General features: G+C 35.9%; 18 protein-coding genes. 1 reads left to right on the top strand and 17 read right to left on the bottom strand.

The features are described from left to right. Positions 1-52 precede the first annotated feature (52 nt). Entirely contained in the window at positions 53-1,309 is a 1,257-nt protein-coding gene (locus E7Z81_RS06480; RefSeq protein WP_292745532.1) for a dihydroorotase family protein, read from the top strand. A 49-nt stretch (positions 1,310-1,358) separates the two neighbouring features. On the opposite strand, the gene E7Z81_RS06475 is transcribed toward E7Z81_RS06480, so the two are convergent. From E7Z81_RS06475 to mtrE, 17 genes are all read right to left on the bottom strand, one after another. Continuing rightward, positions 1,359-2,594, bottom strand: coding sequence for a 4Fe-4S binding protein (locus tag E7Z81_RS06475; protein ID WP_292745530.1), 1,236 nt, complete (start codon positions 2,592-2,594; stop codon positions 1,359-1,361). Positions 2,595-2,614: 20 nt separating this feature from the next. After that, positions 2,615-4,042, bottom strand: a complete 1,428-nt coding sequence (locus E7Z81_RS06470; RefSeq protein ID WP_292745528.1) for a Ni/Fe hydrogenase subunit alpha — start codon at positions 4,040-4,042, stop codon at positions 2,615-2,617. Position 4,043: 1 nt separating this feature from the next. Then, a complete protein-coding gene (locus E7Z81_RS06465; RefSeq protein ID WP_292745526.1) occupies positions 4,044-4,970 on the bottom strand; it encodes a F420-nonreducing hydrogenase in 927 nt (308 codons plus the stop codon). A 16-nt stretch (positions 4,971-4,986) separates the two neighbouring features. Further along, on the bottom strand, positions 4,987-5,412 hold the full coding sequence (locus tag E7Z81_RS06460; protein ID WP_292745524.1) for a hydrogenase iron-sulfur subunit: 426 nt from the start codon (positions 5,410-5,412) through the stop codon (positions 4,987-4,989). Between the two features lie 330 nt (positions 5,413-5,742). Further along, positions 5,743-6,993, bottom strand: coding sequence for a SufD family Fe-S cluster assembly protein (locus E7Z81_RS06455; RefSeq protein ID WP_292745522.1), 1,251 nt, complete (start codon positions 6,991-6,993; stop codon positions 5,743-5,745). Then, complete coding sequence (locus E7Z81_RS06450; protein WP_292745520.1) at positions 6,962-7,717, bottom strand: ABC transporter ATP-binding protein; 756 nt, start codon at positions 7,715-7,717, stop codon at positions 6,962-6,964. Before E7Z81_RS06450 ends, E7Z81_RS06455 begins: the two co-directional genes overlap by 32 nt. Before the next feature lie 144 nt (positions 7,718-7,861). Beyond that, on the bottom strand, positions 7,862-8,131 hold the full coding sequence (locus E7Z81_RS06445) for a PRC-barrel domain-containing protein (RefSeq protein ID WP_292745518.1): 270 nt from the start codon (positions 8,129-8,131) through the stop codon (positions 7,862-7,864). Positions 8,132-8,185: 54 nt separating this feature from the next. Beyond that, positions 8,186-8,794 carry an NTP transferase domain-containing protein gene (locus E7Z81_RS06440; protein ID WP_367263042.1) on the bottom strand — a complete coding sequence of 203 codons (609 nt, stop codon included), beginning with the start codon at positions 8,792-8,794 and terminating at the stop codon, positions 8,186-8,188. A gap of 18 nt (positions 8,795-8,812) precedes the next feature. Beyond that, entirely contained in the window at positions 8,813-10,282 is a 1,470-nt protein-coding gene (locus tag E7Z81_RS06435; RefSeq protein WP_292745516.1) for a methanogenesis marker 14 protein, read from the bottom strand. Positions 10,283-10,445: 163 nt separating this feature from the next. Beyond that, complete coding sequence (gene mtrH, locus E7Z81_RS06430) at positions 10,446-11,378, bottom strand: tetrahydromethanopterin S-methyltransferase subunit H (protein ID WP_292745514.1); 933 nt, start codon at positions 11,376-11,378, stop codon at positions 10,446-10,448. A gap of 13 nt (positions 11,379-11,391) precedes the next feature. Then, positions 11,392-11,631, bottom strand: a complete 240-nt coding sequence (gene mtrG, locus E7Z81_RS06425; protein WP_292745512.1) for a tetrahydromethanopterin S-methyltransferase subunit MtrG — start codon at positions 11,629-11,631, stop codon at positions 11,392-11,394. A gap of 13 nt (positions 11,632-11,644) precedes the next feature. Then, complete coding sequence (locus E7Z81_RS06420; RefSeq protein ID WP_292745510.1) at positions 11,645-11,851, bottom strand: tetrahydromethanopterin S-methyltransferase subunit F; 207 nt, start codon at positions 11,849-11,851, stop codon at positions 11,645-11,647. A 13-nt stretch (positions 11,852-11,864) separates the two neighbouring features. After that, complete coding sequence (gene mtrA / locus E7Z81_RS06415; RefSeq protein ID WP_292745508.1) at positions 11,865-12,578, bottom strand: tetrahydromethanopterin S-methyltransferase subunit A; 714 nt, start codon at positions 12,576-12,578, stop codon at positions 11,865-11,867. Continuing rightward, a complete protein-coding gene (locus E7Z81_RS06410) occupies positions 12,579-12,908 on the bottom strand; it encodes a tetrahydromethanopterin S-methyltransferase subunit B (RefSeq protein ID WP_292745506.1) in 330 nt (109 codons plus the stop codon). It lies immediately after the preceding gene. Between the two features lie 17 nt (positions 12,909-12,925). Continuing rightward, positions 12,926-13,738 carry a tetrahydromethanopterin S-methyltransferase subunit MtrC gene (mtrC, locus tag E7Z81_RS06405; protein ID WP_292745504.1) on the bottom strand — a complete coding sequence of 271 codons (813 nt, stop codon included), beginning with the start codon at positions 13,736-13,738 and terminating at the stop codon, positions 12,926-12,928. A 1-nt stretch (position 13,739) separates the two neighbouring features. Continuing rightward, positions 13,740-14,441, bottom strand: a complete 702-nt coding sequence (gene mtrD, locus E7Z81_RS06400; RefSeq protein ID WP_292745502.1) for a tetrahydromethanopterin S-methyltransferase subunit D — start codon at positions 14,439-14,441, stop codon at positions 13,740-13,742. A 13-nt stretch (positions 14,442-14,454) separates the two neighbouring features. After that, a partial coding sequence (gene mtrE / locus E7Z81_RS06395) for a tetrahydromethanopterin S-methyltransferase subunit E (RefSeq protein WP_292745500.1) occupies positions 14,455-15,197 on the bottom strand: 743 nt, incomplete at its 5' end.

Raw genomic sequence — 15,197 nt, 5'->3', positions numbered from 1 at the left:
TGTTTTAAAAGAAAAAAAGATAAAAATAACATTAAAAATAAGGGGACAGACAATGGATTTAGTAATAAAAAATTGTAAAATGGCCAATAGAACTGGAGAATTTTTTATTGGGGTTGAAAATGGAAAAATAGTTGAAATCTCAAAAACTCCCATAAAAGGAGATGAATACATAGATATAAAAAACAATTATATCCTACCAGGTTTCATTGATCCCCACGTACACTTTAGAGACCCGGGACTAACCCAAAAAGAGGATTTTAAAACAGGAAGCATGAGTGCAGCCAATGGAGGATTTACAACAGTTATAGATATGCCGAACACAGTGCCTAAAACAAATACCTATGAAGCACTGAAAGAAAAGATAAAAATTGCAAAAGACAAATCCGTTGTTAATTTTGAACTGCAGGCAGGACATAACACCCTTGAAGAAATGGAAAAGATGGTAGAATTAAATCCTATTTCATTTAAGGTATTTATGGACCTTGAAAGTGATGAAAGTCTGGAAGAAATCTTTTCAAACCTGGGAAAATTGCATCAAACAACAAAATACAACGGCCTTGTTGCAGTTCATTGCGAAAAACAATCCATTGTTAGTGATGAGACAAAAAAATTACAGGAAAAAGAAGAAAATGAAGCTATAGACTATAGCTATGCAAGGCCTGCATCATCTGAAGACGAGTCCGTAAAACAGGCCATTCAACTTGCCGGAGACAATGATTTGAAATTGCATATATGCCATTTAAGTTCCCGCAAATCATTAGATATCTTAAAAAGTGCAAGTAAAAATCAGCCTATAAGCTGGGAATTTACACCACACCATTTACTGCTAGACAATTCCGCATACAATGTATATGGAACATTCATTAAAACCAATCCCCCACTAAGAGAAAAACAGGACAGCATCAACATTAACGATTTAGATGAAAATTCAATCATAGGAACAGATCATGCCCCACACACACTTGAAGACAAAACAAAAGGAGTCTGGAGCTCATCACCAGGAATTCCAAATCTCGAAACAGTAGTCCCTCTGCTTTTAACTGAAGTAAACAATGGAAATATCGATTTAAAAATCATTCCTAAAATCCTGTCACAAAATGCCGCAAAAGTATACAGACTTGAAAATAAGGGTAAAATAGATATCAATATGGATGCTGATTTTACAGTGATCGATTTGAAAAGAAAAGGCAAATTCAACATAGAAGAATTTAAAACAAAAGCAGAATACTCTCCATTTGATGGTTGGGAATATATGGGAATGCCTATAATGACAATCGTTAATGGAAAAGTAGTAATGGATAAAATATAACTAATTTTTTTAAAAAAAAGAAAATAAAAAGGTGTGCGTGTTATCACACCTATTTATAACATAATGCGTCTTCAGGACATGCTTCAATACATTGACCACATAAAGTACAGAATCCTGCAATTGGTAATTTAGGATTTTCTGTTTTGTGAATCATGTCATAAGGACATGCTTCAATACAATCTCCGCATTGGTCACATTTAGATGGGTTGAAAGAAATCCTGTCTCTTGAAACAGGTTCGCCATCAATAGTTACTTCATATGCTTCAACTTTCAATGCATCGTTGGAACATACGGAAGCACAAGCTCCACATCTAATACAACTTACGAAAGATGGTTCTGAGTCAGTTTCTACTAAAGCAGGGCAGGACATACCAGTTTTGGTAACTACACGGATTGCTTCAGTAGGACATTTATTAGCACATGCACCAATGAAATCACATTTTTCGACATCTCTTCCGATACCTTCTGCATCTACAGGAGCACCTTCACCCCATTCGACTTCAATGTCTAAAGCGTCAACAGGACAGACTTTTACACATAATCCACATGCAGCACAAACGCTAGGGATTGCAACAGTTAAACTAGCACTGTTAGCAGATATAAAGTCTCCAGGACAAGCTTCTACACAAGTATTACATCCGATACATTTAGCTGAATCGAAAGTGAATGAAGTAATTTCTTTTGAACGTTTAACAGGTTTTTTCTCGGAAATGAAAATTGCATTCCAAGGACAAGTTTGGGAACATAATCCGCATCTGATACAATCATCATTTACAGTAATAGGGCTTCCTACTTCTTCAAGAGTGATTGCATTTACAGGACAAGGTTCTACACAAGTTCCACATCCGACACAATCATTGATGTAAACAGGACCTTTGCCTTTAAGATCTAATTCATATTCAGCAGGTTCTTTTACACCAGGAATTCCGATTACGTCAACTGGGCAAATGTCAACACATTTTTGACACATTACACAGAAACCTTCAACTTCTTTCAATTTAGCTCCAGTGACTTTAATGGTTTCTTGTGGGCAAACTTCTTCACATTTACCACATGAATCACATAATACAGAGTTGAATACTAATCTTGCTTGCATTACGCCGTCAACAATTTCGAATTCTTCAACTTTTAATGCACCGTTAGGGCAAGCATCTGCACATTTAGGTTCTTCACCACAAGTGTCACAATGAACAATTGAGTCAGGTGTTACTTCAATAGCTGATGTAGGGCAAGTACCTTCACAAGCTCCACATTTTATACAGCCATCTTCATTAAATACTATCATTTATAAAAACCCCCTTAAATTTAGAATTTTTTAATGAGGTTTCCTTCACTGTCTACAATATCTACTTCAGCTAATCTCATTTGACTATCCATTGAGTGGGTAGCGCAAGATAAACATGGGTCGTAAGCTCTGATAACCATTTCCATTAAGTTAAAGATTTTGTCATCTACTTCTACACCAGGTTTGATGTAATCTTTAGCTACTTGGTGAATACCCATTTCCATTGCAGGGTTGTTTTGGATTGTAGCTACAACAATGTTAGCTTTAGTACATAATCCATTATCATCAGATTGATAGTGGTGGATTAAAGTACCACGAGGAGCTTCAACAATACCTACACCTTCACCTTCGGTTCTTTCTAATTCATCTGGGAATTTTTGACCAGATAAATCTTCTTCTAATGCATTAGCAGCACATTCAGCAGATGCTAATAATTCAATAAGTCTAGCATAGTTGAATAATAATGGTGCTTGAGCATATCCGAAAGCGTCACGGAAGTCTTTAAGAGCTTCTTGTGCGAGAGGTGCTTCTTTAGGCATTTGGTCACAAACATTGATCCTAGATAATGGTGCTACTCTGTAAATACCTTCTGGGTATCCCATTTCTTTAATGTAAGGGAATTTTAACCAGGAGTAAGGTTTTACGTGTTCAGCAACGATGTCAACATATTCTTCGTTTCTGTATTCGAAGAGGTCGCTTCCATCTTTGTCTTTGAATCTTACGTTACCGTTATATACATCCCAAGTTCCGTCAGGTTTTACGATACCACAGTGTCTGGTGTCACCGAAGTTACCTAATGAAGAAATTAAGTCAATGTTTTCTTCAAATACAGGGATAGCTAAATCTAAGGTAGCTTGTGCTAATTCAACATTTTGTTTAGCTCTTGCGAGTAAGTCTTTTTGAGTTTCATCATCTAATTCGGTAGAAATACCACCAGGGGTGGATGAGGTAGGGTGAATAGGACGACCACCGATTTTTCTAACCATTTCTAAACCGTTTCTTCTGATGTTAATAGCTTGAAGTGCAACTTCAGGCATATCTTTAATAACTTGGAAAACATTTCTGGTTTTTCTAGTTCCGTTTGGAATGATTAAATCTGGTGCTGCTAAGAAGTAGAAATGAAGAGCGTGGGAGTGCATGTATGAACCCCAGTTCATAATTTCTCTCATTCTGTATGCTGCAGGTAAGATTTCGTAATCATCGTATCCGAAAATTTGGTCAACTGCTTTAGCAGCTGCTAAGTGGTGTTGTACATCACAAATACCACAAATCCTTGGAACTAATCTTGGTAATTCTTCTACAGGACGGCCTGTTAAGAATTTTTCAAAACCTCTGAATTCCATAACATGTAATCTTGTTTCTTCTACATTTCCAGCATCATCGAGGTGTACTGTAATTTTTGCGTGTCCTTCAATACGAGTGACAGGCTCCATAGTAAGTTTAACCATTTTATTCTCCTCCTTTCTGCATTTTCATAGGTACTAAAGCTGCAGGTAATGTGTAAGAGTAGAAAGTACCTACAATATCATCTAATTGATCTGCGACAGTTTCAGGGTCAACGGTTTTATCTTCTTGTACACCGTAGTCAGATGCAATCGCACTGATCATTTTTGCTCCTTGGTCTAATACTTTAGCGGTAGGACCGTAACATCCTCTACATTGGATACCAATGGAAGGACATTCAGCACCACATAAGGATACTGTTGCAGGACCCATACATACTAAACCTTGGGTAATTAAACATAAATCAGGTTCTGGTAAACCTAATTCGAATTGTCTTTTAATGAAGTCCATAGCTAAACCTGCAGGTGGTTTTTCTCTAGGACATACTTCACAGAGGTTGGTTGAAGGTAATTCAATTGTTTCTCCTCTTAATAATGTTAAAATAGCTTCAGCTACAACATCGGAACGAGGTGGGCAACCTGGAATCATTAAGTCAATATCCATACATTCACTTAAAGGTCTTACTCTGCTTTCGAGATGAGGTACATCTTCGTGAGGAATAATTCCTTCAGGGTTTACAGTAGATACGGAATTAATGTATGCTTCTTCTTCTAATTCTTCAACGGTCCATAAGTTTCCAAGACCTGGAATACCACCGTAGCAAGCACAGGTTCCGTAAGAAATAACCATGTTAGCTTTTTCGTTTAACATTTCAGCTAATTCTCTGTTTTCGTCGTTTCTGATTCCACCTTCGACAATAATAATGTCTAATTCAGGTACTTCATCATATTTAGTATCCATGAGTACAGGGGAAAATTCGAAATCCGCGAATTCCATAACATCAATTAAGGATTCGTGGAAATCCGCAATGGATAAGTGGCAACCGGAACATCCGCCTAACCACATAGTTCCTATTTTTACTTTATCTGCCATATAAAATCCCTCCAATTTATCCTTCAGCATCTAATTGTTTTTTCAATGGAGCTGGACCTAATTCTTTGATTCTGTTAACCATCATTTTAACAGATTCAGAGAATTTTTCACCTTCGGATGCGGAAATCCAGTCGTGGTGAACTCTTTCTTTTCCAATTCCCATATCTTCAACTAATTTATAAATTAATCTCATTCTACGATCTAATTTGTAGTTACCAGCGTCATAGTGGCAGTCACCCATGTGACATCCAGCTACGAATACACCGTCTGCACCTTCTTTAAATGCTTTTAAAACAAATTGTGGATCAATTCTTCCAGAACACATTACACGAATAACTCTAATATTCGGTGGGTATTGCATCCTTGCAGTACCAGCTGTGTCTGCTCCTCCATAGGAACACCAGTTGCAACAAAACATTACAATTTTTACATCATCAGCCATAGAGTTTCTCCTCCTCTATAAATATTTTTTTGCGAATTTAAAAAATATTAATTTTTCAAATTCAAATTTTAAAGTTTTTTAAAAAATTTTAAAATCTTTTTTTTAAGACATACAGTTTTAGGCACGCCTTAAAATCACAATTTTATGTACGTAATGAGCTAGCTCAGCATTACATTATGTACTGATTAATATATTTCATTAATAATTAATATAAAGCTTACTTAGAAACTAAAGCCAAAAAGTTTATATACTATAAAACAAGATGTAATACGATAAAAAATCAAATTATTACTTTTAAAAAAAAGAGAAAAAAAGAGAGAATAGATGGAATTACATTCCATCAAGGCTCATATCAATCATTCTTTGAGTTTGCTCAGCCAATTCATCCGGAAGACCTGTTATATCCATATTTAAAAATCCTCTAACAATCATGGATTCTGCATCTTCTTCGTCAATTCCCCTAGAAGTTAAATAGTTGATTTCTTCTTCGGAAATTTTACCGACAGCAGCCTCGTGAGACATTTCGAGATTTGCAGAACTGGCTTCAAGTTCAGGAACTGCATAAATAAAACTGTCATTGGATAAAACTAAACCATGACATTCCAAATGACCTTTAACATCAGGCACAGTTCCTGCCAAATGACCTCTTGCATAAATTTTAGATTCATCCTGAGCAACAGCTCTTGAGATAACTTCTCCTCTAGCACCTTCAGCATTAAGAAGAACTCTTGATCCAACATCAATAATGGAATCTTTTTTACCACCTTGAATACTTTGGAAAATAGCTCTTGAATTTTTACCATCACAGTAAGCTGTAGGGAATGATTGAATAGTGCTTACAGGACTAGTTAAAATGTAATTATTGATATAAGTAGTATCATCCATTAATTTAACACCAGTTCTAGGACGTACTTCAACTTGTTCCGCCCAGTTGTGAACCATTGTAAAAGTAATTTTTGAACCTGGTTTCAAGTACATTTCAGATACACCAACGTGCATTGCAGAACCTACATCGTCACCAGTTGCACATCCAGTAATCAAATGCAATTCTGAGTTTTCCTCAGCAATAATTACATTGTGTGCAGTTTGCATAATATCCTCATCACTGATAAACATACATGCCTGTACAGGCATGACTTCCTTGGTTCCAGGTAATGACCTTACAAAATACCCACTTAAAACTCCGTTTTCCTGTTCGTTTAAAGCAGTTTTAGCTGTGTATTTATCAGCATCAGGTTTGACAACTTTCCAAAGATAGTCTTCCAGCCAGCTATATTTTTCCAATGCAATGGCCATATTCATTACTTCAATTGAATCGGACATGCTATTGTTAGTGAAAATATTACTTTGATCAACCTGTAAAAATGAACCTGACCTGTTTTTTTCTTCAGTATCTACACCCACTTTTAAAAGGTCGTTTTTGGTCTGTTTGCTTAAATCATCCAAATCGTCAATCATGTCCAAAGCATTGACAGTTTCATCAGTAAAATTTTCAATAGTAATATCTGCACCTAAAGCTGCTTTTTTATCTTTTGCTCTTTCAGCATCACTATAAACATTGCGCACACTCAACACATCCATTAAAACCATTTTTTCTAACGTCTTCTAAAATTTCTGAAGGATTTCCAGAACAAGAAATTACTCCATCAATTAAAACATGTGCTTTATCTGCACTAACAAAATTTAAAATATAACCTAAATGAGTAATTAAAAGACCGCTTCTTTTTCTGCTACGTTGTGGTTTATCCTTATCCAATAAAGTTCCAATTTCAGAAGCCAATAATTCGACATTTTCAATATCCACACCAGAATCCGGTTCATCAAACATTGTGAAATCAGGCATTTGAGCCAACAATTGTAAAATTTCAGAACGTTTTACTTCTCCCCCAGAGAATCCTAAATTAACATCCCTGTCCAAGAACTCATCGCTGAATTTAAGTTGTTTGGATAATTCTTGCATTCTAGGATTTAAATCTTCATCCATGTCCTGATGAGAAATAATTTTTAATAAATCTCTTACTGACACACCTCTAATGGATGGAGGTGTTTGAAAACTTACACCAATTCCTAATTTAACACGTTCAGCAGTAGTTAAACCAGTAATCTCTTGACCTTTAAATTTAATTGATCCTTGAACAACCTTATATTGTGGGAAACCTAAAATAGTTAAGAATAAAGTACTTTTACCAGCACCGTTAGGTCCTAAAAGAACATGAGTTTCACCTTCAGCAATAGAAAGGTTAATGTCTTTTAAGACTCTTTTTCCAGCTACTTCAACTCCCAAATTTTCAATTTCAAGCAACATATAATCACCTTAAAAATAAATATGAATTTGTTTTATAATAATATAATTATGATTTATTAAATATAAATAGTTAACAATTGATTTAAAAACAGGAAGTATTTTTTGAAAAAAATTATTAAAAATAAAAAAAGAGGATAACTGAAATTATTCAGTTACAATAATGAATTCGCCGACTTTTTCGACTTTAGCGAAAGGAACTAATAATAAGTCACCGTTTCTTTTAGCACCTTTAACATGGATATTACGGTCACTTTCTACTCTGATAGCAATATCAACAATTTTACCTGTTTTTTCGTTGATAATTAATTCGTCTAAAACACCAAGGATACGTGCATTATTAGTAGCTACCTGATAATTTTTAATTTCACTCCATAATTTTTCTTCTCTTTTAGGCATTTGTTGTTTATTTTCCATTAAATCACCTGATAAAAATAAATTTAATTATATAAATATTTAATTTCATCATATTTAAATATAATATCTGTTATAGTATTTCTCTGCAACTTTGCTATCCAGTAGCGTATTGATATTTAACGCCAATTCCACTTTTGGAATAATCAGCTGATCTTCGTCCTGAACGATATTGACGCTTCGCAAAACATTCAAACCTGAAGGAACCAGACCGTTAAATTCATAGGAATATTGTAAACCCAACTCCTTAAAAATTTCAACCGGAACCAATGTTGATAATGCATCCTTATCAGATTTAAGGTAATGATTTAAAACACAATCTATAGTTTCTGTAGAAATAAAAGGTAAGTCTGCATTTATAAAAAGTAGAATATCATCTTTAGACTGTTTTTCAAAATAATCTAAAATATAAGACAAATCAGTTAAATAATCATCACCTGAAGTGTCAAGTATTTGAAAATCACCATCTAAAGAATTTAAATAATTTGTAGTTTCACGAGTGTGTGGACTAACTGCAATAATGATTTTATCGATTAATTTAGATGCTTGTAAATTATCAAGCACATATTTAATTAAGGGTTTACCGCATAATTCGAAAAGAGGTTTTTCACAGGGAACTTTAAGCCTAGTTCCCATACCTCCAGACATCAAAATTGCATAAATCATATGAAAATCACAATTATTTTAAGCGAATTTGCCGCCAGCCATTTTCATACGGTCTTTAAGGATGCATCTTCCACCTTGTTTACCACCAATAGGAACTTTTGGAGTACCCATTGAATTCATACAACGAGCCATAATTGCTGAACCTAATGCAAGACCGTCTTCGACAAATACAACATTTTCAAATTTATCCTGAACGGCTTCTAAAATCAATTCCGGTTTGCGTCCAGTTATACCAGCCCTACCAGTAATACCTAAAGCGGAACCTGGAACAATGACATTTTCAGCAAATGCAACATCCAAAACCCTTTTAACAATATTGGTACTTACATAGTCCAGTGTGGAAAGTAAAGTTGGAAGGCCGTCAGCATCATAGAACTGTGCACCCAATTCCATCAATTCAGGAAGTTTATCCCCATTAAATCCTACATCACACCCAATTAAAGTGGTACCTGCTTTTTCAGCAGCTACAGGATTTACAGGAACAGTACCGAATCTTTCAACATCCATCGGAACTTTTGTAATATTGATTAGTTTATGTGCTTCCAAAGCGTTGGCTTCAGCTTTTTTATGGTCAGCTTTTTTCATTGCTTTTTCAGAGTACAAATCTAAAGCAGCACCGTTTTTCTTATCAATCTGACCTGAACCTCTAGCTAAAGAGTCGCTTACAACACCAGCCAGACCTAAAAAGTTTCCAACAGTGTTAGCATATGGTTCATTGTCATTAACAATACGTCCAGCCAAAGTTGAACCGAAATCCAGAGACACACAAGGGTTTCTGTAATCAACTTCAGTCCATTTAGCACCTAATTTAATTCCTGCAGTAACAAGCTCCCCTTCCATTTCATTTGCTACAGTTTCTTTTCCTTCAGGAGGAACTACACTAACAACAGCTCCATCAAACATGATATTTTCCAAAAGGGAATGTCTTTGCAATCTTTCAGGAAGTTGTGAAATACTCATTGCAGGAGACATTTTACGAGGAGGAATATCCGCCTCAAGACATCCGTCAGCAAGTGCAATAATAAGTTGACCAGCTTCTTCTGCAGTTGCAAAACCAGCAGTTACACCTGTTGATCTAACAACGAAATCCAAATCTTCATCTTTATCAACATGACATTTCTTTAAAGCCTCTAAAACTGTATCCCTAATCAATTCAGTTACAGCTTCTTTAGAAAGTTCAATACCCCAAACTGTTTTACCGAATACATCTTCAGATGGTTTAGGCGGCCTAATATCACGAGTCATTTTAACTGTTTTATTAAGCAAATAAGACTCACTAGTGTTTAAGTTAGTTGCCATTACAATACATTTTGTGGTAGTGTTTCCCAGTTCTACAGAAGCAGTTACATAAAAAGTATCAGGTTTTTGAACAGCACCTGGACTTGCAGGACCTGCCTTTTGAGCTCTTAAAGAAGCTAAATTACCTTCTTTTGAATGAGCAATAATAGGTTTGGGACCTTTATTAAAAATTTTACTTAAAAAAGACATTTTATAACCTCAATTATAATTAAGTAATAATATCTTTTTATAGCAATATAAATTTTTTTAAAAAAATCCGTGAAAAAAAGTGCGATAAATAGTTCAAAAATAGAAAAAAATTTAAAAAAAAAAGATTAGATGAAATGAATCATCTAATCGGGACCCTTTGTGTTTATAATAAGTTGTTAATTGGGTGGTCTTCAATAGGTTCGGTACCGATATCTTTTGCTGCTTCAGCAATCATGATATCTGCCATACCACATGCAGGGAATGCAAGTCTTGCGTTTTCGATTGGTCCGAAGAGTACAAAGTCCCCACCAGCCATTTGTTGAACGATATTGGAACCAATATCACAAACAGGCCAAGCTTCTTTGTGTTCTTTTTTGTATCCTCTTAACCAGTCCCATGCGGATGGTACGTTGTGAATACCAGATCCTACTGGGTATCCCCATTTAGCTTTAACTGCGTAAGAAGTTCTTACAGCAGGTCCTGCACCTTGACCTAATGGAGTAACTGCTACATCCATCCATGGTTTAGTAATACCACATTCGTCAGCCATTTCAAGAATACCTTGATCGATTACATCTCCACCAGTTTCCCAGATTTCGATTTTTCCTTCTACACCCGGTTTCATTGGGTTGAAACCTAAGAGAATGGATGCGTCGATATCAGAGTTTTTAACAGCTTCGATTTCAGCAGGTTCTGCAGCCATACTTAAAGAGTTGTAAACAGCTCTATCAGTTAATCCAACTTCTTGAACATATTCTACACCTGCAATTTTAGCAGCAGCTGCAGTTGAATCTATAAGGAAAGGTTTGTCACAGATGTCTCCAACAAATTCTAAGTATTTTACCATAGCTTCTGGAGTAGCACCGAAAGTTTGTACAACACAAGGGTTTCCGGTAACGTCAGACATTTCTTCCATAGTTTTAACTCTTTCTTCAGCAGCATCTTTATCAAAGATACCTTCTTTTTCATCACTAATAATATTGTGTCCGCCGTAAAAGATTGTTCCAGCTAAAACAGTAGGGTATTCACCAGGTTGTCCTCCCATTTTTACGCCAGCAATATCCACGACAAGTTGTTCTTTATCAAATCTTAACATAAATATAAACCTCCTATAATAAGGCAGATAACATTGAAGCTATACCGAATTTAATAGCTACAATTAATATAATTAATCCAATTATAATACCATATAAAATACCAACATCTCTACCATTTTGTTGGCCTAAACGTTGATAGTATTCCCCAACAGTGAAATCAACTTTTTCTTCTGCATCATCTAATTTTGCAACAATTTGATTGAAATCATCTGAGGAAACCATTACTTGAGGTATTGAATCTCCTTCACTCATAAATAACACCTCTTTAGAATCCTAATGCTTTTGCAATAAAAGGAATAATTACGATTAAAAGTAATGCAATGCAAGCACCATAAGCAAAACCTTTAAATCTTGTTGCAAGTAAACCTGCGAATAGTTTACCTTCTCTTGCAAGGAGTTTTGAACTGTATTCAGCATCGTCTGCTGCAGTTTTCATCCCATTAATATTTGGTTTGTTTGAAATTTGTACCATATTCATATCCTCCTTAAATCAAGAATAAAACTCCAATTATTAAAGTAAAAGCTAATCCAATCATTATACCTTGTACTTTACCAGAATAATTACCTGCCATATTTTTTTGGACAGCACCGACCATGTCGATTTTTGTGTTTATATCCCTAATTCTTGCTTCAATGAGTGCAGTTTCAGCAGAAACAACTTTTACTGCTTCTCCTTCTTCTTCTTCACCACCGTCATCATCAACGGAAATGACCATAGCTTCTTCTTCAAAAGCACCTGGATCTTTTTCTACACATTCATTGATTTTTGATTGAATTGCTCCAATATCTTCTGTGTCGATTAAATCAACAATTTCTAATTGTTGTTGGAATCTTTCAACACCGTCAAGTGGAACATTTTCTACGAAAGGAATAGCACCGGTTGCTCCAATAATTTTCTTTTTGTCAGGGTCTGCACCGTTTTCGTGTAAAGCTTTAAAACTTTGACCGGTAATGTGACCTTGCACTTCAGCACCAGCTAATATTAAGAAACGAATATTAGGGTTGGAAATAATATTAGCAACTACTTTTTCTATTCCTAAGTTTTCTGTTTTACATGGACCTGCAATAGCTGCTCCAGAAAGTTCAGCTTCAATGTGAGAAGCTAAAGTTGTTACTGCAACTGGGCTTTCTGGATCACCGACAATGTAGTCTCCACTGATAACCGGCCAGCCGTCTGCAGGAGCTTTTTTATCAGCCATCTATAAAACCCCCAATACTTGTAATATAGGTAATGCAGCAAATATAATGAATGTAGCTAATAAGAATCCGTATACCATGTTAGTTAATAATCCTGCAGTAATGTAAGAACCTTCCCTTCCAGGGTAGGAACCAACAGGACTTGTGTATGGATCTAATGAAGCCATTAATTCATCAGCAGCTAATTCCACTTTTGCTACTTGTTCGTTTACATCATCCATAGATAGGAGAACAATTCCTGAACCTAAAGATGAACTTAAAAGCCCTGTGACAGGGTCATATGCGAAATTCATTTCAGGTACAATTTGTACCATAGGTAACATTTGAGCCATATTTAATTCCTCCTAATCTAATTTTCAACTTTAGGCCATAATCCAGCCCATTTGGTTGAAGCAGCATCGTTCATTGAAGCTAATACGAAAGCTCTGAATGAGATAATCCAACCAATTAAACCTACGATGAATACAATGAACCAACCTAATCCACCTGAAGTTACAGACATGAGACCTACTAAAGTCATAGATAAGAATGCAGTAGATGCTGCACATTTTAAAGTTCTTACTTGATCTTCGTTTGGTCCTAAACATGCGTTGAATGGATGTTGGATAGCCATAGTACATAAGATAAATAATACAGCAATGAAACCAGTTGCTACAACATTTTCATAAATTGCAGTCATATCGTAAGAACCTGCAATTGCAACTGAGAATGCAAGAACTGCTAAAGTTGCTGCACCAGCAATTTCAATGGTACATTGAAGCATAATAGGTATTTTCATTCCTACAATTTTAGTAGCAACTAATGCAATAATAGCACCAATAATAACAGCAATTACGAAAGCTGCGATTGGTCCGATAAGAGCCATTTTTAAGATAGTTGCTAGACTGATACCTGCTAAAGCAGAGATAACACCAACGGATAAGGACATGTAACCGATAGATGGTACACCAGTACCTAAACCGTAACTTGCTACTCTACGAATAGCGTCTGATCCCCATACGATAGCACAAACAGCACCGAGACCTGCAATAACTGATCCCATGTCGCCTAAAAATCCAGTGAGATAAATTGCGAGTAATCCTCCAACAATACCTAAAGCGAGTAACATTGTTGAACTTACTGCACCTGCAGCTGCACCATCAGCACTTCCACCAGCAGACATTTTAAATACCTCCAGTTAAAATAATACAAAAGATTCCGACAACGATAGATGCGATAGCACATGCAATAGCTCCAGTTCCAATTCTTTTGAATTTTGGATCGTGCATACCTTCGATGGTACCACCGATGTTGTATGAAGCGATTACAGAGTTGATAAAGAACACACCTACACCTAAAATAGCAGCTAAACCGATACTTACAGCCGGGTCAGTTACAAAAGTACTGTCTTGTACAGCATTGTAAATTCCGTAGTAGACTAATCCACCACCAAAACCACCAAGAAGTCCTCCGATAAGACCACTTACAAATGAAGTTAATGGTACACCGTGACCTTCAGTACCAGGGGTTTTGTATGCTTCTTGATTACGTTTGGTAATCCAGTCTACAGGTACTTTTGATGCAGCAGGAACAATACCTACACCGAAGATGTAGATTAAGTTAGCAATGAGCATAGTAATACCCATCATGATCATAGCACCAATAGCACCACCTATACCTACTATATAGAATGGTTCACCTGTCATAGTTGCAGCAGTAATAAGACCTGTTAAACCAGCACCAGCAGCTAACATAGCAGTACCTGTACCTACACCAGTAGCTGTTGCCATAGCTGCAGGAGCTCCTCCTACAGGAATAAAGTGCACACCTGCACCAATCATAATACCGCCTATTGCGATGAATAAAATTAAAGTAATTGGATCCATAATCGAAACCTCCTTATTCTTCCTCATATGGTCCATATTTGTTTCTTGCAAATACTTCTAAATAATTATCCATGATAATTAATAAGATAATTATTATAATACCTACAATAATACCACCATATACTCCAAATACTACTGTATTCCAGAAACTAAAGAATACAACGAGACCGAAACAGAAACCAGTTAATGGTCCACCGAATTTAGCACAGAAGTTTACTACATCCATAGAGTTTTTAGCACCTAATGGAGCTTTAGTAACAATATCCCCTTGAATAGCTACAGGGGTACCTCCACCAAATTCGAATTTTTGATACTCACTTTCTGCACCATAGTGAACGTCCCCGGTTGAAGAACCGATAGCACCTAAAGCAATACCCCAAAGCATTGCTAAGAGTGGTAATGGGAATACGTGTAAAGGATCACTAAATCCTAATGGAATGGTCATTAAGTAAGAAATTCCGACAATACAAAAACTAGTTATAAATCCGTGACCTACAATAGGTCCTAAAGATTGAGTCAATACATCCATAAATAATGGTTGTTCAAATTGGGATTGTCCAACAATCCTTCCCATGTGGGATGTAACAGTATAAATAGCGTGAACAAAAGCAGCGACACAAGCACCCATTGCAATAGCTACTAAAGGCATCATACCTAAAGACATAACTATGTATGCAATAGCACCAGCAACACCACACCAAACACCATAAGCGACTGGTTCACCAGAAGCCGCCTTGTTTATCATACGGTGTAAAT

It is taken from the genome of Methanobrevibacter sp. (assembly GCF_015062935.1).
Taxonomy (GTDB): Archaea; Methanobacteriota; Methanobacteria; order Methanobacteriales; family Methanobacteriaceae; genus Methanocatella.
The sequence above is the reverse complement of the archived record's forward strand: the minus strand, read 5'-3'. Positions and strand labels throughout refer to the sequence as shown.